The following is a 16,444-nucleotide window of genomic DNA, read 5'->3' on the forward strand; positions in this document are numbered from 1 at the left end:
TTCTACAGAATATTGATCTTAACCCGAATATTACCTCTATAAGGGTAGGGATAGCGTTGGGCCCATACTACGTAAGGATTAAGCCTTTATGTTATCATTCGGTTTTACTGAACTGACAATCCTACGGTGGAAGACAATCCTTCATGCTGGAAGCTAAAAATCTGACCTGCATCCGAGATGAAAGAAGCTTATTTCAACAGCTCAGTTTTTGTGTGGCTGCGGGGGAGATTGTGCAGATCGAGGGGCAAAACGGAGCCGGTAAAACCAGCCTGTTGCGCATTCTGGCGGGCCTTGCCGATGCCGACGAAGGGCAGGTGAATTGGTTGGGTGAGAATATCCGTCGCGACCGCGCATGTTATCACCAGGATTTACTCTTTTTAGGTCATCAGCCAGGGATCAAATCTGTACTCACCCCTTTTGAGAATTTGGCCTTTTATCAGTCGGTATTTCAATCGGTTGATAGCGCTGCTATTTGGCAGGCATTATCTCAAGTTGGGCTGGTGGGGTATGAAGATTTGCCGGTATCGCAGTTATCTGCGGGTCAGCAACGGCGGGTGGCTTTAGCTCGTTTGTGGTTAAGTCAGGCACCGTTATGGATTTTGGATGAGCCCCTGACCGCAATTGATAAACAGGGGGTTAGCACCTTGTTGGCTCTGTTTGTGGAACATGCCGCCAAAGGAGGCATGGTGCTGCTCACCACTCATCAGGAGTTGGATGGTGTCGGGCAGCAGGTACGTAAAATTCGTTTAACCAACACGCAGGAGAATTAATGTTTATTAGCGTGTTGCGCCGTGAATTAAAAATTGCCTTCAGAAAAGGTGCAGAAATCGTTAATCCGCTCTGGTTTTTTCTGATTGTGATTACCTTGTTTCCGCTGGGTATCGGCCCAGAGCCGCAATTACTGGCGCGCATTGCACCTGGCATAGTTTGGGTTGCAGCCTTGCTGGCATCACTATTATCACTAGAGCGACTTTTCCGTGATGATTTTCACGATGGTTCTCTTGAGCAATTGTTGTTGTTACCCAGCCCGCTGACACTCACGGTGTTAGGTAAAGTGTGTGCTCACTGGGTGGTTACCGGGCTACCTTTACTTATTTTATCGCCGCTGGTGGCTTTATTGCTTTCCCTGGACAGTAACACCGCGATTGCGATGGCGCTGACACTGCTATTGGGGACGCCGACGTTAAGCTTTATCGGGGCTATCGGTGTGGCACTAACAGTGGGATTACGTAAGGGCGGAGTTTTACTGAGCTTATTGGTGCTGCCGCTGTATATCCCGGTGCTGATATTTGCTACTGCGGCCATTGACGCTGCTTCAATGTCGCTACCCATCGATGGTTATCTGGCGATTTTGGGCGCGATGTTGGCGGGGAGCGCGACACTGGCGCCTTTTGCTACCGCCGCTGCATTGAGAGTGAGTGTGCACTAGCTGTTTAGGGCGGGTATGAGTAATAAAAGCCTTATAGGAAGAAAAGCCTTATAGGGAGTAAAGAGTACCGATTTTCAGAAGCTTAAGCGCGGTAGCCAACGCCAGTCAGAGCAGATTGCGCGCCGTTCCCTGCACCGGTATTGCCCATGCGGTGATGCCCGTCCAATTTTAATGTGAGCAATGAAAAATGTGGAAATGGTTTCATCAATTCGCTAAACCTGAACGGCTCTATCAGTTGTGTGGCCGATTTATTCTATGGCTGGGTATCGGGGCCGTTATCTGCCTGATTGTGGGCTGGGTGTGGGGCTTTGGTTTCGCCCCGTCGGATTACCAGCAAGGTGATAGCTTCCGTATCATCTACTTGCATGTTCCGGCGGCGATTTGGTCGATGGGCATTTATATGTCGATGGCTATCGCGGCGTTTGTCGGTTTGGTCTGGCAAATGAAAATGTCCGATAACGTCGTGGCCGCCATGGCCCCGGTGGGCGCAGTATTTACCTTTATCGCTTTGGTTACCGGTTCGGCCTGGGGTAAACCCATGTGGGGAACATGGTGGATCTGGGATGCGCGGCTGACCTCCGAGTTAGTGCTGTTATTCCTCTATCTGGGGGTGATCGCCCTGTATAACGCTTTTGAAGACCGCAAACTGGCTGGGCGCGCCGCCGGTATTTTGGTACTGGTCGGCGTGGTCAATATCCCCATTATTCATTTCTCTGTCGTGTGGTGGAATACCTTGCATCAAGGTTCGACTAACATGCAGCAAAGCATTGATCCGAGTATGCGATCCCCGCTGCGCTGGGCTATTTTTGGTTATCTATTCTTCTTTATCACCCTGACATTAATGCGCCTGCGCAATCTGATTTTGCAGCAAGAGCGCCATCGGCCTTGGGTCGCTGCTTTGTTGCGTAAGGAGCCTCGTGTATGAATCCGGCCTTTAATTCTTGGGCGGCATTTTTTGCCATGGGGGGCTATGCCTTTTATGTCTGGCTGGCGATAGCGGCAACGGTCTTATCGCTGCTTGGCCTATGGATACACACGGTATGGCAGCACAAACAATTATTAGCGGATATTCAACGCCGTGAGGCGAGAGAACAACGTATTCGTCAGGCGAATCAGGCTCAGCATCACTCAGTTAAAAATACAGCCCGCTTGCAGGAGAAACAACAGTGAACCCACGTAGAAAAAGTCGGCTCTATCTGGCGATGGTGGTTCTAATCGGTATCGGTTTGACCACCACACTGGTGCTGTATGCGCTGCGTTCTAATATTGATTTGTTTTATACACCGGGCGAAATTTTGCAGGGCAAAGGCGAGCGCCATGAGAAGCCGGAAATCGGTCAGCGTTTGCGTATCGGCGGTATGGTGATGCCGGGTTCAGTGAAGCGTGACGACAAAACGTTAGAAATGAGTTTTAAGGTTTACGATGCGCGAGGTGCCGTCACAGTGACTTATACCGGTATTCTACCCGACCTATTCCGTGAGGGGCAGGGGGTGGTGGCGCAAGGGGTATTTGCTGAAGGAAATACCATCAATGCCAAAGAAGTCTTGGCAAAACATGATGAAAAATACACGCCACCGGAAGTCAAAGAGGCGATGAAAGAAAACCATACCCGCCCGGCTGAGGCCTACAACAGCACCGCTGCACAAGGTAATGCCTCATGATGCCCGAAATTGGCAGTTTCTTGTTATGTCTGGCGCTGGCTATCTCGCTATTGCTGAGTTTGTATCCGCAGTGGGGGGCTGCTCGCCAGGATACCCGTATGATGGCAACCGGCAGGCCATTGACCTACGGTATGTTTGCCACCATCGCGCTGTCATTTATATGCCTTGTATATGCGTTTGTAGTAAATGATTTCACCGTCTCTTATGTCGCGGCGAACTCAAATTCACATCTGCCGGTCTATTACCGCATTGCGGCAACTTGGGGCGCGCACGAAGGGTCATTGCTGTTGTGGGTATTGCTACTCAGTTGTTGGTCACTGGCGGTGGCACTGTTTAGCCGCTCCATGCCGGATGATGCGGTCGCCCGAGTGTTGTCGGTATTGGGAATGATTACTGGCGGCTTTCTGCTATTTATTATTCTGACTTCGAATCCGTTCAACCGCACTTTGCCGGATTTCCCGATTGATGGTAATGACTTGAACCCGCTGTTGCAGGATGTCGGGCTGATTTTCCATCCACCTTTGCTTTATATGGGTTACGTCGGTTTCTCGGTAGCATTTGCTTTCGCCATTGCCTCTTTAATGGCCGGAAGGCTCGATAGTGCCTGGGCTCGCTGGTCACGCCCGTGGACTCAGGCCGCATGGGTATTCCTGACTATGGGGATCGTGCTCGGCTCCGCCTGGGCTTACTATGAACTCGGTTGGGGCGGTTGGTGGTTCTGGGATCCGGTAGAAAATGCTTCCTTTATGCCGTGGCTGGCAGGGACGGCGCTGATTCATTCATTGGCCGTCACTGAAAAACGCGGAACATTCAAAGCGTGGACAGTATTGCTGGCAATTACCGCATTTTCTTTATGCCTGATGGGAACATTCCTGGTGCGCTCCGGTGTATTAGTCTCGGTGCACTCTTTCGCCTCTGATCCCGCGCGCGGCATGTTTATTCTGGCCTATTTAGTGATAGTTATCGGCGGCTCTTTGCTGCTGTATGCGGTTAAAGGCGCACAAGTGCGCAGCCGGACCCAGCATGAAGTGTTCTCGCGCGAGACATTCCTGCTGGGTAATAACGTGCTGTTAATTGCTGCTATGTTGGTGGTATTGCTCGGCACATTGCTGCCATTGGTCCACAAACAGCTTGGATTGGGCAGCATCTCCATCGGCGAACCCTTCTTTAATACCATGTTTACCTGGCTGATGGCTCCTATGGCGCTCTTAATGGGGATTGGCCCATTAGTTCGCTGGCGTCGCGATGAGCCGAGCAAGCTTTACAAACGCTTGGGTGTGGCGCTGGTGGTCACTTTGCTAATGTCGATATTAGTCCCTTGGTTACTGCAAGATACTATTGCCGGAATGACCGTAGTTGGCCTGATGATGGCTATCTGGGTGATTATCCTGACTGTGATGGAGTTGCACGAACGCGCCACGCATCGTCATGGTTTCTGGCGTGGTCTGAGCCATCTTTCCCGTAGTCATTGGGGGATGGTGCTGGGGCACCTTGGGGTGGCGGTGACGGTGATCGGTATTGCCTTCAGTCAAAATTATAGTGTCGAACGTGATGTGCGCATGAAAGCCGGTGATAGCATTGATATCCACGATTATCACTTCGTATTCCGCGATGTTCATGACGTTAAAGGGCCAAACTATACCGGCGGTGTGGGCATTATTGATGTCACCCGAAACGGCAAACCTGAAGCGACTTTGCATGCAGAAAAACGCTATTACAGTGTGGCTCGCTCGATGATGACGGAAGCCGCCATTGATGGTGGCCTGACACGTGATCTGTATGCTGCACTGGGTGAAGAGCTGGATGATGGCTCATGGGCGGTGCGCTTGTATTACAAGCCATTCGTTCGTTGGATCTGGTATGGCGGGGTGTTTATGGCCATCGGCGGCATTTTCTGTATGTTTGATCCCCGCTATCGGATGAGCAAAAAGTTAAAACGCGGCGCGGCGACGGAGGCTAAATAATGAAATCTCAATCTTCATTCAATAAGCTGATGTTCATTCCACTGGTGCTCTTTCTGCTGCTGGTTGTGGCTTTTCTGGTGCAATTGACCCGCAATGCTAATGGCGATGATCCCACCATGCTGGAGTCAGCGCTGATTGGCAAACCGGTACCGGCTTTTAAACTAGAATCCCTTGAGCAGCCGGGGAAAACTTTCGATCAGGCGGTATTACATGACGGCAAACCCATGTTGCTCAATGTCTGGGCGACCTGGTGCCCGACGTGCCGCGCCGAGCATGAATATCTGAATAAGCTGGCGGCGCAGGGTATTCGCGTGGTGGGGTTGAACTATAAAGATGATCGCGCCAAAGCGGTGCAGTGGCTTAATTCGCTGGGTAATCCTTACGCGCTGAGTTTGTATGATGGCGATGGCATGTTGGGGCTGGATCTGGGGGTTTATGGCGCGCCGGAAACTTTCTTGATTGACGGTCAGGGCATTATTCGCTATCGCCATGCCGGTGATCTTAATGATCGCGTCTGGCAGCAGGAAATCCTGCCACTGTATAAAAAGTATCAGGGGGGCGCATGAGATTATTCAGTCTGGTACTGGGCCTGATATTGGGTTGGAGTATTTTTGCGACCAATGTTTTTGCAGCCATTGATACTTACACCTTTAGCTCCGTGGAGCAGGAACAGCAGTATCGTGAGTTAACCGAGCAATTGCGTTGCCCTAAATGTCAAAACAACAGCATTGCTGATTCCAATGCCATCATTGCTGCTGATATGCGCGGCAAGGTGTACGAATTGCAGCAGCAGGGCAATTCTAAACAGCAAATTATTGATTATATGGTGGCCCGATACGGCAATTTCGTCACTTATGAGCCACCGGTGACGGCAGCAACTTTGATTTTGTGGGTCGGCCCGACCATGTTTGTTCTGATTGGTGCAGTGATAGTAGTGTTACGCGCCCGGCGGCGGGTGGAGAAAGAGGCCTCACTTTCACCGCAGGAGCAGCAGCGGTTAGACATTCTGCTGGCTGAACAAAAACAACCTTCGGCTTCACACAAAAAGACGAACAGGAAACAACCATAATGGTTTTTTGGCTGATAGTGATTATTTTGCTGACGGTCGCGGGTGCCTTGTTGGTCATTCCGGCGCTGCGACAAGAGAACAATTCATCGGTAACTACCCGAGATGAGCTAAATAAGGCGATTTATCAAGACCGGTTATCTGAATTGGCAGAAGACGAAGCCCAGGGCGTAGTGGAACAGCGGCCTGAATTGATTCAGGAATTACAGCAAAATCTGCTAACAGATATCCCACATGAATCCACCGAAGACACCAGCCCAATCAACCGCTGGGTTTTATTACCGGGCGTAGTCATTCTGGTGGTGGTTTCGGTCGGGTTATATGTGAAAACAGGCGGCTTAGCGCAAGTGCAGGCATGGCATCAGGTTGAAGCTCAGATGCCAGAGTTACGCGCCAGAGTTGCCAATGAGCGGGCTGAGCCTCTTACTATGGAGGAAGTCGCTCGTTTAGGGCTGGGATTGCGTACCTCGTTGCAACAAGATAGCGGTAACGTCAATGATTGGATGATGCTTGGCAGAGTGGGCATGGCACTGAATAATGCCACCACCGCCACGCAAGCTTTTGCTAAAGCTTACCAACTAGCGCCCGATAATGATGACGTTAGGCTGGGCTATGCTGAAGTGCTGACTCGTTCCAATGATCCGCAAGATAATCAGCTGGCAACCAAGATGTTACGTACTATGGTTGGGCAGGATCACACCAACTTACGTGCCATGAGCTTGTTAGCTTTTAATGCTTTTGAGCAGGGTGATTTCAAACAAGCCATTGGTGCATGGGAAGTTATGCTAAAATTGCTGCCTGCTGGTGATTCTCGCGTCGAAGTGATAAAACGCAGTATCGCGCAAGCGAAATCACAGGCAGGGCAGGAAACAGCTACACTGGGAATAGAGATCTCGTTGTCACCAGAGGCTGCCCAGAAATTACCCCAGCAAGGGGCGCTGATTATCTCGGTAACGGATGGCGCAAACCCGATCCCCGTTGCGGTAAAACAGTTACCTTTGAGCCGATTTCCGCTATCCGTGACACTGGATGATAGCAATGCAATGATGCCGGAGCGTTTGCTCTCCTCGTTGCAACAGGTGAAAGTGCGTGCGCGTATTTCACTGGATGGCACTGCTAATTCGCAGCCAGGTGATTGGTTTGGTGAAAGCGGTGTGCAGGATTTTGGCACCAAAGGGCAGCCCCAAACTATTCATGTTCAGATAAACAAACAGATCCCTTAAATATAAGGGGCTGGAAAGAATTTCATGGAGAAAGATATGAACTACCGCCTGATTGGGCTGGCTTTTGCAACCGTGTTGTTAATAGGCTGCGCCAGTAGCTCGCCGGATCAAAGGGAGCAGGGCCGCTCAGATCCGCTGGAAGGTTTTAACCGGGCAATGTTCAATTTTAACTATGAGGTTCTTGACCCTTATGTCGTGCGTCCGGTCGCTGTTGTTTGGCGCGATTATGTGCCGCAACCTGCGCGTAATGGGATGAGTAACTTCCTGGGTAACCTTGAAGAGCCAGCCAGCATGGTTAACAGCTTCCTGGTCGGTGACCCGTACAACGCTATGAAGCACTTTAACCGCTTCTTCCTCAACACTATTTTGGGGATGGGGGGCTTAATAGATGTAGCCGGTATGGCGAATCCAAAACTGGCGAAAAAAGTGCCGAATCGCTTTGGTAGCACGTTGGGGCACTATAATGTCGGCTATGGGCCTTACGTTGTATTACCGGGCTATGGCAGCTTCACGATCCGTGAAGATGGTGGTAATGCGGTTGATTACGTCTATCCAGTGCTGGGGTATCTGACTTTCTGGATGTCGGCAGGCAAATGGATGTTGGATGGTGTTGAAACCCGTGCCCAGCTATTGGATTCAGATGGCTTGCTGCGTAACTCTTCCGACCCGTATCTGATGGTGCGCGAAGCTTACTTCCAACGGAATGATTTCCTGGCGAACGGTGGGCAATTGAAACCAGAAGCAAACTCGAATGCTCAAGCTATTGAGGGTGATTTGGAAAGTATCGATTCACCTAACTGATAGATGTGCTATTCCGACAATTAAAAAAGCGCCGCGAGGCGCTTTTTTGTTGCTGCTGTATCTACGTAGTTGAAGGGTGTATACTCATTGTAGATACATAAAGTGAAGGGGGTGATTATGCGAGCTCAAGCCACATTACAAAAATGGGGTAATAGTGTTGCCTTACGGTTGTCGGGTAATCTTAAAACTATCCCTAATTTTGAGGTGGGTGACATTGTTGATATCGATATTAGCGAACAAGGATTAGTGATTCAAAAAGTCGTCAAAAAGCCATTGACCGAAGAAAGCCTGCTTGCCGGACTTAGCGCTTACACGGCACATGCTGATGAACTTACACATCCCACGGAGAGGGAGCTTGATTATTAATGTATACACCAAAGCGAGGCGATATTTGTTGGTTGGATTTTGAACCAACGAAAGGGAAAGAGATTGGCAAATATCGTCCTGCTCTTATTCTTTCACATGAAACATATAACCGCTTAACCGGATTGGTGATGTGTTGTCCTGTGAGTAGCAGTGTCCGTGGCTCACCTACCGAAGTTCCGGTTACCAACCTTGATGAGCCTTGTGTTGTGGCAACGACCCTAATCCAAACCTTTGACTGGCGTCAGCGTAAGGCTAAATTTCTGATTGAATCAGAATCAGGTTTATATAATGAGGTGTTAGCAAGGCTTATCCCGCTCATTGGCGGTGAACATCTACTCTCTTCTCGGGGTTGAATAAATAAAAAAGCGCCGTGAGGCGCTTTTTTGTGGGCAACTATTGTGAGGAAAATAACGCTGCTAATAATTGCTATCAGAAGGCATAGTTGAAGTTCACGCCATACAGCAGTGCGGTACCTTTAGAGTCGAACTCATAAGTTTGTCCGCCCAATCCTGTTGGTGTTTTTTCTGTAATATGCACGTTCTGGCCATGCATATAGGAAATACCCACATCAACTGATGCATCTTTGTTAAATGCGTAGGTGGTACCGGCACTTATCCAGAAACGATCTTGGTCTGGAATCGAGATAGTGCGGTTATCGGCTGGAACCGGGCTGTCATCGAAAGCAATACCGGTGCGGAAGGTCCAGTTATCATCGTAATAATAGGTGGTACCCAGCGCGATACGGTAAGCATCGTGGAAGCCTTCTTGCTTCTCAAACAGAGTGTTACCGTTGGTTCCGGTGGCTTTCAGCTCTTTGAACTGGCTCCAACTGGTGTAGGCCAGGCTGTAGTGAATCGCCCATTGTGGTGCCACTTTATTGTAGCCAGACACTTCCCAGACTTCTGGCAGGTTTAGAGTCAGGGCGCCTGGAATCACTGCACCACCAGTGCCACCTGGAGGTGGTAACTGGCTGCTGAAGTCGCCATCAAAGTCGATTTTCACTTTGGAGCGATAGGTGAAGCTGTAACGGTTCTCTTTATCCACTTCATACAGAACGCCCGCATTCCAACCATAGCCCCACTTGGTCCCTTCCATACGGGTGACTTCAGTGCTGTACGGTAAACGTCCACCACCAGCTTCACCGAGATGGCGTACAATCTTCGCATCGGCATAAACGGCATTAAAGCCCAGACCGAAGCTGAAGTTTTCATTCAGGCGATAGGCACCGCTTAAATTGAGGTTTGCAGTTTTCAGGTCAGTCTGACCCCCCAGAGAACCGGCGACATAGTCATCATTAAATTCAGTGGCCAAACCGTAGTTTGAGGTACCGGAAGCCCCAATTGCCCATTGCTCATTCAGTGGCATAATAAAGTGGATATTGGGGATCCACTCTGATGGCGCGATGTTTTTGGCGCTGGTACTTCTGCCGCTTGGCGATGTTCCACTGATATCAACATTAGGATCGACATACACGAAACCACCGGAGAATGAAGGGCGGTCGAATAAGGTCATTGCGGCGGGGTTGCGGCTACCAACAGAAGCATTGTCAGCAACAGCGCCTTCACCAGAGAAAGAGCGGCCCAATGCAGCTGCTGAATATTCATTCAACTGAAAACCGGCCGCAGAAACGTTTGAAGAAATTATTGCCACTGCAGCTGCCAGAGCTGATCGGGTAAACAGGTTTTTCTGGTTCATGACCAAAACCTCATTGTTTTAATTAATGTTACATACCGTAACAAGAGAATGCGGGATTGTAGGGTCCGTTATCGGTCAGACAAAGCAGACCAGTGGCTGAAGTATAGGTCTGACCAGCGAGGGTGTTGCAAGTATGTTTTTACATTTGAGCGGATTTGATTGCAAAAAATAGACGTAGTTAACAAAAAGCTCACAAATTCGTAGCAATTATTACACTATTGATGATTGAACAAACAATTTGAGTGTGATTTCCGTCACTTAATAGGCCTATAAACAGTAAGTCCTAGTGCCAGATGACTGACGGTAGTAAAATAGCGTCAGAGAAAATATTTTTTGCACTATGTCTTATTTGTTCGCGCCAATTGTTATTTGCGCTATCTGATAGGCAATTTGCACCTATTTTGAAATGTCCGTTGAGGAGAATTGAAGATGTCAGATGCAACTGTTGGATCAACAAACAACCGCTGTAGCGCAGAAGAAACCGCAGCCTGCTGCTGTATCGATGTAGGTACTATCATGGACAACACCGATTGCACCGCCTCCTATAGCTGTGTATTCGACAATCGTGCAGAAGCTGAAGCGATGCTGAAAACGCTAACTGAAAAAGCGCGTGCTGTGGAATCTGAGCCTTGCCTAATCGAGCATAAGCTGGAAGAAACTGATGGTGGCGTGCGCTTAACCGTCGATTTCACTTTTGCCTGCCAGGCTGAAACCATGATTTTCCAGTTAGGTCTGCGTTAATTCACACCTTGCTGTGAGTTTATTCAGTTCAGCTGAATACCTAAAACGCGGAGCTTTTGGCTTCGCGTTTGTTTTTGGATGATTTGCCTTCTGAATTCATCACATTTGATATATCACTTCCAGATAAGTTATTAGCCTGTCAGTTCTTCTCACTTCCCATTTTTAGTCCGAAAAGTTGCTCCTGCTCTCACTTTCCTGTTCTATAGGTTTACCAAATGTAAATATTTGGTTAACAATAATTAGATCAGGTCAGACCTGTTATTTGTTATAGTTTTAATCAAAGCCACTTTGACTTATCAGGAGCATTTATGAGTAAGCCATTACCGCTAGTGACGCGCCAGGGCGATCGCATTGCCATAGTCAGCGGCCTGCGAACCCCCTTTGCCAAGCAGGCAACTGCTTATCATGGTGTGCCAGCTGTAGATTTAGGCAAAATTGTGGTCAGTGAATTATTAGCCAGAAGTGGTGTTGCTCCTGAATTGATTGATCAACTGGTATTCGGCCAAGTGGTACAGATGCCAGAAGCGCCAAATATTGCCCGTGAAATAGTATTGGGCACGGGCATGAGTGTGCATACCGACGCTTACAGTGTTTCGCGCGCATGTGCGACCAGCTTTCAGGCGGTGGCCAATGTGGCGGAAAGCATCATTGCTGGCTCCGTGACGGTAGCGATTGCCGGCGGTGCAGATTCCTCTTCTGTTTTGCCTATTGGTGTCAGCAAAGCGCTGGCACGAACCTTGGTTGACGTCAATAAAGCCCGAACGTTATCCCAACGATTGAAATTGTTTAGCCGCTTAAAACTGCGCGATTTACTGCCGGTAGCACCTGCGGTTGCTGAGTATTCAACGGGCTTGCGCATGGGGGATACGGCCGAGCAGATGGCAAAAACCTATGGAATTAGTCGCCAGGATCAGGATGCGTTAGCGCTGCGTTCTCACCAAATGGCGGCACAGGCCTGGCAACAAGGGTTATTACACGATGAGGTGATGACGGCTTATATTCCACCTTTTAGTGATGCCATCACTGAAGATAATAATATCCGCAAAGATTCCACTATGGAGCAATATGCCAAATTACGTCCGGCATTTGATCGCAAACACGGCAGTGTCACGGCCGCGAACAGCACACCACTGACCGACGGTGCAGCCGCCGTCATGATGATGAGTGAATCAAAAGCGAAGGAATTGGGTCTCCAGCCGTTAGGTTACTTGCGCAGCTTCGCCTTTTCGGCCATTGATGTCTGGCAAGACATGTTATTAGGCCCCTCTTACGCCACACCATTAGCACTCGATCGCGCCGGAATCACCCTGGCAGACTTAACTCTTATCGATATGCATGAAGCATTCGCTGCACAAACACTGGCGAATCTGAAAATGTTTGCCAGTGATAGCTTCGCACGGGAAAAACTGGGGCGCAGCCAAGCGATTGGTGAAGTTGATATGAGCAAATTCAACGTATTAGGTGGCTCTATTGCTTATGGCCACCCCTTTGCGGCAACTGGCGCGCGTATGATTACTCAAACACTGCATGAATTACGTCGTCGCGGTGGGGGATTAGGGCTAACAACCGCATGTGCTGCGGGTGGTTTGGGTGCAGCAATGATTGTGGAGGTGGAGTAATGAGTCAGGAAAATACGCTTAACAGTGGTGATGAAATGACCCAGGTGGAAGCTGTCGCTCCGGCCCATTCTGTATTCACCCTCAGTGTTCGGCCCGACAATATTGGTATCATTACTGTTGATGTTGTCGGTGATAAAGTGAACACCTTAAAAGCTGAATTCGCAGAACAAATTGCTGAAATACTGCAACAAGCACAGGCCTTGAGCCAATTACAAGGCTTAGTGATTATTTCTGGCAAACCGGACTCTTTTATCGCTGGTGCTGATATCACCATGATTGCCGCTTGTCGCACTGCGCAGGATGCCCGAATTTTGGCTCAGAAAGGTCAATCCATTCTGGCACAAATCGCGGCATTTCCTGTACCGGTAGTCGCCGCTATCCACGGCGCTTGTCTTGGTGGTGGTCTGGAATTGGCGCTGGCATGCCATAGCCGAATTTGCTCACAGGATGATAAAACCGTGCTCGGTTTACCAGAGGTGCAATTGGGGCTGCTGCCGGGTTCTGGCGGTACTCAGCGTTTGCCACGCCTGGTGGGGGTCAGTAGGGCACTGGATATGATATTAACGGGCAGGCAGATTCGTGCGCGACAGGCACTTAAAATGGGGCTGGTGGACGGTGTAGTGCCACAGGACATCTTGCTGGATGTGGCTATTCAGCGGGCAAAAGCCGGTTGGCTTGATAAGCGAGCCTTGCCGTGGCAGGAACGTTTACTCAGTGGCCCTCTAGGTAAAGCACTGTTATTTAATATTGTCCGTAAGAAAACGCGGGCAAAGACCAAAGGCCATTATCCAGCAACCGAGCGTATTATTGATGTGGTGCGTAAAGGGTTAGACCACGGCGGCCCTGCGGGTTATGAAGCCGAAGCTAAAGCTTTTGGTGAGCTGGCGATGACCCCTGAGTCAGCCGCATTACGCAGCTTGTTTTTTGCCACCACCTCGCTGAAAAAAGAGGCCGGTGGCAAAGCGAAGCCTCGTGCGATCCATCGTGTAGGGGTCTTAGGGGGGGGCCTGATGGGCGGTGGTATTGCTAATGTCACTGCAACCCGTGCGGGTTTGCCAGTCCGGATTAAAGATATCAATCCAGCTGGAATTAATCAGGCGCTGAAATATACCTGGGATGCTTTAGGCAAGCGGGTGCGCAGTAAACGGATGCGCCCGGCTGAGCGGCAACGGCAGATGATGCTGATTTCCGGCAGCACAGATTATTGTGGTTTTGGCAATGTGGATATTGTGGTTGAAGCGGTATTTGAAGATTTATCGTTGAAACAGCAGATGGTGGCAGATATTGAGCATTTCGCGGCTCCTCACACTATTTTCGCCTCAAACACATCATCTCTGCCAATCAGCGACATAGCGGCACAGGCACAGCGGCCGGAGCAGGTTATCGGCCTGCATTACTTTAGTCCGGTGGATAAAATGCCGTTGGTGGAAGTTATTCCGCATGCAAAAACGAGCGAAGAAACTATTGCAACCACGGTTGCCTTAGCGCGCAAACAGGGCAAAACAGCGATTGTGGTCGCTGATCGTGCCGGGTTCTATGTAAACCGTATTTTGGCTCCGTATATCAATGAAGCAGCCCGCTGCCTATTAGACGGTGAACCTATCGATTCAGTTGATAAAGCGCTGATCGATTTTGGCTTCCCGGTTGGCCCGATAACCTTGCTGGATGAAGTGGGAATTGATGTGGGAACCAAAATAATGCCTATTTTGGTGGAGAAATTAGGGGCACGTTTTGCCGCACCGCCTTCTTTTGATGTCATATTGAAGGATGGGCGGAAAGGGCGTAAAAATGGTCGCGGTTTCTACCTTTATCCCGCTAAAAGTAGCGGTTTTAAGTGGAAAAGAAGCCCCGGTAAGCAAGTGGACACCAGCGTGTATACCTTACTGGGTGTCACACCGAAGACGCATCTCGAATCTGCGGTGATAGCACAGCGCTGCACGATGATGATGCTGAATGAAGCCGCGCGTTGTCTGGATGAATCCATCATCCGTAATCCGCGTGATGGGGATATTGGTGCAGTGTTCGGGATTGGTTTCCCTCCGTTCTTGGGCGGGCCTTTCCGCTATATGGACAGGCTGGGCGCAGATAAAGTGGTAAAAACACTGAATTTACTTGCCCAGCAATATGGCGAGCGTTTTGAGCCTTGCTCATTATTGGTCACGATGGCTGAACAGCAAAAAAGGTTTTATCCGCCTGAAAACAGTATGGATGAAGAGGCTATTACCGCACATAATTAAGAGTGTGAACAAGATCACCACCTGCAATTCTAACGGATAAGGCCGCTATACATCGGGAGCTACCCGCGCTACCTTAAATTAGAATCACGTAAAGTGACTATTCATGCCAAAATGAATGAATTGTCACTTATTGCATAGGTGATAGAGTTTGGATTAAGCTGTTGATATGGTTACTCTGTAACCAATCAAGGTTGGCTGTCGGTGTTACTGGTGTAAAAACAGCCATTTTCTTTACCTTAAGTTTCAGGCAAAATGCCCGGCCGCCATAGAGAGACGGCGCGTTATCGTTATGAAGTTTCTTTGCTCTCAAGCAAAGGTTTCGGCGGTACAGCACGCAAAGCGTTTCTGTATAGCGTTATTTTGTTAACAAAAACGGTGCAATATGCAAGTTTTCATTATGCGTCACGGCGACGCGGCTCTTGACGCAGCCAGTGATGCGCAAAGGCCTCTGACTCTGTGTGGTCAAGATGAATCACGTCAGATCGCGAGCTGGTTAAACGACCAGTCCGTTGATGTTGATAGGGTATTAGTTAGCCCTTATTTACGCGCAGGGCAGACATTGGCAGTGGTGCGTGAAGTGCTGACCCTTCCGGCTGAACAGGAAGTGATGCCAGAATTAACGCCAGGTGGGGATGCTGCTTTTGTTAGTTGCTATTTACAAGCATTGGCAAAAGAAGACTGCGCTGCGGTGCTAGTCATTTCACACTTGCCGCTGGTCGGCTATTTAGTGGCTGAACTTTGTCCGGGGCAATGCCCGCCGATGTTTGCGACGTCAGCCATCGCTTGTGTTGATTTGGATGATGAGACGGGCAAAGGGACTTTTGACTGGCAGGTTAGCCCGACACAGCTTTTAGCTAAAGCCTGTCACGGCTAAGTATCATTTGAGCCAATGATCAATGGGCGCGGCGTCACTGTCGCGCTCTTGTTATTTCTACTCTTTGTAACGGGTAGATTGTATGTATACAGCGTTAGCAAAAATGCATCCCACCAGCCAATTCGGCTACTGTTCTAATTCGATTAATACCAATAATGCTGCCGTGCCTCCCCATTCTTTCGGGGCCTGATGAAATGCCAGCACATCTGGATGTTGCGCCAACCATAGCGGTGTTTGTTGCTTCAGAACATGCTTGCCATGCCCATGCATCACACAGGCACAATGTACATGTTCGCGTTTGCAAGCCGCAATTAATGCTCCCAACTCCTGCTTGGCTTGTTTCTGCGTTAATCCGTGTAAATCCAAAAACATATCGGGTGAGTAATCGCCGCGTCGCAGTTTTTTCACTTCAAAATGGTCAACACCGGGTCGCACATAGCGTGTGGGGCCTTCGGTATCCAACTGCGGTTGGAATTCGTCGGAAAAATAATAACTGGCATCCACTTGTTCTTGCAGCAACCGCTCTGGTGCAATTTTTTTACCCAGTTTGGGTGGCGAGCGATGGACGATCGTGTCTTGTTTTAGCTTCTTTGCTCCGGCTATCGACTCTTTAAATAGCTGTAATTCATCTGTTGTCAGGTGATATTTATTTTTCATTATCTGTTCATCGTACTTATGCAATTCCCCCAGTTTACCTGTTGAGATTCATCTGTCTAAATAAATGTAACGGTAGGATTGATGGCTTTAATGTCTATTTCATTATTTGGT

At 49.2% G+C, this 16,444-nt stretch carries 19 protein-coding genes; 16 read left to right on the forward strand and 3 right to left on the reverse strand.

The features are described from left to right. Positions 1–143 precede the first annotated feature (143 nt). Together ccmA and ccmB are read left to right on the forward strand one after the other, a co-directional pair. On the forward strand, positions 144–770 hold the full coding sequence (ccmA, locus tag QSV56_RS00470) for a cytochrome c biogenesis heme-transporting ATPase CcmA (protein WP_046050550.1): 627 nt from the start codon (positions 144–146) through the stop codon (positions 768–770). Further along, the gene (gene ccmB, locus QSV56_RS00475) at positions 770–1,429 is read left to right on the forward strand and encodes a heme exporter protein CcmB (protein WP_011815897.1); all 660 of its coding nucleotides are present in this window, start codon (positions 770–772) and stop codon (positions 1,427–1,429) included. Before ccmA ends, ccmB begins: the two co-directional genes overlap by 1 nt. Positions 1,430–1,511: 82 nt before the next feature. Here the strand turns inward: ccmB and QSV56_RS00480 are convergent, their stop codons facing one another. Beyond that, complete coding sequence (locus QSV56_RS00480; protein ID WP_019083585.1) at positions 1,512–1,634, reverse strand: hypothetical protein; 123 nt, start codon at positions 1,632–1,634, stop codon at positions 1,512–1,514. On the opposite strand from QSV56_RS00480, the gene QSV56_RS00485 reads away from it, so the two are divergent. The 10 genes from QSV56_RS00485 to QSV56_RS00530 all read left to right on the forward strand — a co-directional run bounded on the left by QSV56_RS00485 (position 1,617) and on the right by QSV56_RS00530 (position 8,863). Further along, complete coding sequence (locus QSV56_RS00485) at positions 1,617–2,354, forward strand: heme ABC transporter permease (protein WP_301210183.1); 738 nt, start codon at positions 1,617–1,619, stop codon at positions 2,352–2,354. The genes QSV56_RS00480 and QSV56_RS00485 overlap by 18 nt on opposite strands. After that, a complete protein-coding gene (gene ccmD, locus QSV56_RS00490) occupies positions 2,351–2,599 on the forward strand; it encodes a heme exporter protein CcmD (RefSeq protein ID WP_019081956.1) in 249 nt (82 codons plus the stop codon). Before QSV56_RS00485 ends, ccmD begins: the two co-directional genes overlap by 4 nt. Next, entirely contained in the window at positions 2,596–3,090 is a 495-nt protein-coding gene (gene ccmE, locus QSV56_RS00495) for a cytochrome c maturation protein CcmE (RefSeq protein WP_019081957.1), read from the forward strand. The genes ccmD and ccmE overlap by 4 nt, the downstream gene beginning before the upstream one ends. Next, entirely contained in the window at positions 3,087–5,054 is a 1,968-nt protein-coding gene (locus tag QSV56_RS00500; protein ID WP_046050551.1) for a heme lyase CcmF/NrfE family subunit, read from the forward strand. Before ccmE ends, QSV56_RS00500 begins: the two co-directional genes overlap by 4 nt. After that, the gene (locus tag QSV56_RS00505; RefSeq protein ID WP_005158625.1) at positions 5,054–5,620 is read left to right on the forward strand and encodes a DsbE family thiol:disulfide interchange protein; all 567 of its coding nucleotides are present in this window, start codon (positions 5,054–5,056) and stop codon (positions 5,618–5,620) included. The genes QSV56_RS00500 and QSV56_RS00505 overlap by 1 nt, the downstream gene beginning before the upstream one ends. Further along, positions 5,617–6,123: a cytochrome c-type biogenesis protein gene (locus QSV56_RS00510; protein ID WP_046050552.1), complete on the forward strand. Its 507-nt coding sequence runs from the start codon at positions 5,617–5,619 to the stop codon at positions 6,121–6,123. Before QSV56_RS00505 ends, QSV56_RS00510 begins: the two co-directional genes overlap by 4 nt. Then, on the forward strand, positions 6,123–7,343 hold the full coding sequence (ccmI, locus tag QSV56_RS00515) for a c-type cytochrome biogenesis protein CcmI (RefSeq protein WP_046694780.1): 1,221 nt from the start codon (positions 6,123–6,125) through the stop codon (positions 7,341–7,343). The genes QSV56_RS00510 and ccmI overlap by 1 nt, the downstream gene beginning before the upstream one ends. A 36-nt stretch (positions 7,344–7,379) precedes the next feature. Next, on the forward strand, positions 7,380–8,144 hold the full coding sequence (gene mlaA / locus QSV56_RS00520; RefSeq protein ID WP_026018281.1) for a phospholipid-binding lipoprotein MlaA: 765 nt from the start codon (positions 7,380–7,382) through the stop codon (positions 8,142–8,144). Positions 8,145–8,261: 117 nt separating this feature from the next. After that, the gene (locus QSV56_RS00525) at positions 8,262–8,510 is read left to right on the forward strand and encodes a programmed cell death antitoxin MazE (RefSeq protein ID WP_019081961.1); all 249 of its coding nucleotides are present in this window, start codon (positions 8,262–8,264) and stop codon (positions 8,508–8,510) included. Beyond that, positions 8,510–8,863 (forward strand): type II toxin-antitoxin system PemK/MazF family toxin, encoded by a 354-nt coding sequence (locus QSV56_RS00530; protein ID WP_046050554.1) that lies wholly within the window; start codon positions 8,510–8,512, stop codon positions 8,861–8,863. The genes QSV56_RS00525 and QSV56_RS00530 overlap by 1 nt, the downstream gene beginning before the upstream one ends. Before the next feature lie 76 nt (positions 8,864–8,939). Here the strand turns inward: QSV56_RS00530 and fadL are convergent, their stop codons facing one another. After that, complete coding sequence (gene fadL, locus QSV56_RS00535; protein WP_050164296.1) at positions 8,940–10,205, reverse strand: long-chain fatty acid transporter FadL; 1,266 nt, start codon at positions 10,203–10,205, stop codon at positions 8,940–8,942. Positions 10,206–10,634: 429 nt separating this feature from the next. Here fadL and QSV56_RS00540 point away from each other — a divergent pair, with 429 nt between their 5' ends. From QSV56_RS00540 to sixA, 4 genes are all read left to right on the forward strand, one after another. After that, entirely contained in the window at positions 10,635–10,946 is a 312-nt protein-coding gene (locus QSV56_RS00540; RefSeq protein ID WP_019081964.1) for a YfcZ/YiiS family protein, read from the forward strand. 308 nt (positions 10,947–11,254) lie between these two features. After that, complete coding sequence (gene fadI / locus QSV56_RS00545) at positions 11,255–12,565, forward strand: acetyl-CoA C-acyltransferase FadI (protein ID WP_019083578.1); 1,311 nt, start codon at positions 11,255–11,257, stop codon at positions 12,563–12,565. A gap of 35 nt (positions 12,566–12,600) precedes the next feature. After that, positions 12,601–14,802: a fatty acid oxidation complex subunit alpha FadJ gene (gene fadJ / locus QSV56_RS00550; protein ID WP_072083040.1), complete on the forward strand. Its 2,202-nt coding sequence runs from the start codon at positions 12,601–12,603 to the stop codon at positions 14,800–14,802. Positions 14,803–15,184: 382 nt separating this feature from the next. After that, positions 15,185–15,676: a phosphohistidine phosphatase SixA gene (sixA, locus tag QSV56_RS00555; RefSeq protein ID WP_005158598.1), complete on the forward strand. Its 492-nt coding sequence runs from the start codon at positions 15,185–15,187 to the stop codon at positions 15,674–15,676. 126 nt (positions 15,677–15,802) lie between these two features. On the opposite strand, the gene smrB is transcribed toward sixA, so the two are convergent. Then, entirely contained in the window at positions 15,803–16,333 is a 531-nt protein-coding gene (gene smrB, locus QSV56_RS00560) for an endonuclease SmrB (protein ID WP_019081967.1), read from the reverse strand. Between the last annotated feature and the right edge of the window lie 111 nt (positions 16,334–16,444).

The sequence above is a fragment of the Yersinia sp. 22-579 genome, assembly GCF_030433455.1.
GTDB lineage: Bacteria > Pseudomonadota > Gammaproteobacteria > Enterobacterales > Enterobacteriaceae > Yersinia > Yersinia enterocolitica.

What these genes read in the sequence shown, in the direction of transcription:
- QSV56_RS00510 (WP_046050552.1), top strand. Translation starts at nt 5,617, where the DNA reads ATGAGATTATTCAGTCTGGTACTGGGCCTGATATTGGGTTGGAGTATT.
- QSV56_RS00485 (WP_301210183.1), top strand. Translation starts at nt 1,617, where the DNA reads ATGTGGAAATGGTTTCATCAATTCGCTAAACCTGAACGGCTCTATCAG.
- QSV56_RS00525 (WP_019081961.1), top strand. Translation starts at nt 8,262, where the DNA reads ATGCGAGCTCAAGCCACATTACAAAAATGGGGTAATAGTGTTGCCTTA.
- ccmI (WP_046694780.1), top strand. Translation starts at nt 6,123, where the DNA reads ATGGTTTTTTGGCTGATAGTGATTATTTTGCTGACGGTCGCGGGTGCC.
- QSV56_RS00540 (WP_019081964.1), top strand. Translation starts at nt 10,635, where the DNA reads ATGTCAGATGCAACTGTTGGATCAACAAACAACCGCTGTAGCGCAGAA.
- ccmB (WP_011815897.1), top strand. Translation starts at nt 770, where the DNA reads ATGTTTATTAGCGTGTTGCGCCGTGAATTAAAAATTGCCTTCAGAAAA.
- ccmA (WP_046050550.1), top strand. Translation starts at nt 144, where the DNA reads ATGCTGGAAGCTAAAAATCTGACCTGCATCCGAGATGAAAGAAGCTTA.
- fadI (WP_019083578.1), top strand. Translation starts at nt 11,255, where the DNA reads ATGAGTAAGCCATTACCGCTAGTGACGCGCCAGGGCGATCGCATTGCC.
- fadL (WP_050164296.1), bottom strand. Translation starts at nt 10,205, where the DNA reads ATGAACCAGAAAAACCTGTTTACCCGATCAGCTCTGGCAGCTGCAGTG.
- QSV56_RS00500 (WP_046050551.1), top strand. Translation starts at nt 3,087, where the DNA reads ATGATGCCCGAAATTGGCAGTTTCTTGTTATGTCTGGCGCTGGCTATC.
- mlaA (WP_026018281.1), top strand. Translation starts at nt 7,380, where the DNA reads ATGAACTACCGCCTGATTGGGCTGGCTTTTGCAACCGTGTTGTTAATA.
- fadJ (WP_072083040.1), top strand. Translation starts at nt 12,601, where the DNA reads ATGACCCAGGTGGAAGCTGTCGCTCCGGCCCATTCTGTATTCACCCTC.
- smrB (WP_019081967.1), bottom strand. Translation starts at nt 16,333, where the DNA reads ATGAAAAATAAATATCACCTGACAACAGATGAATTACAGCTATTTAAA.
- sixA (WP_005158598.1), top strand. Translation starts at nt 15,185, where the DNA reads ATGCAAGTTTTCATTATGCGTCACGGCGACGCGGCTCTTGACGCAGCC.
- QSV56_RS00530 (WP_046050554.1), top strand. Translation starts at nt 8,510, where the DNA reads ATGTATACACCAAAGCGAGGCGATATTTGTTGGTTGGATTTTGAACCA.
- QSV56_RS00480 (WP_019083585.1), bottom strand. Translation starts at nt 1,634, where the DNA reads ATGAAACCATTTCCACATTTTTCATTGCTCACATTAAAATTGGACGGG.
- QSV56_RS00505 (WP_005158625.1), top strand. Translation starts at nt 5,054, where the DNA reads ATGAAATCTCAATCTTCATTCAATAAGCTGATGTTCATTCCACTGGTG.
- ccmD (WP_019081956.1), top strand. Translation starts at nt 2,351, where the DNA reads ATGAATCCGGCCTTTAATTCTTGGGCGGCATTTTTTGCCATGGGGGGC.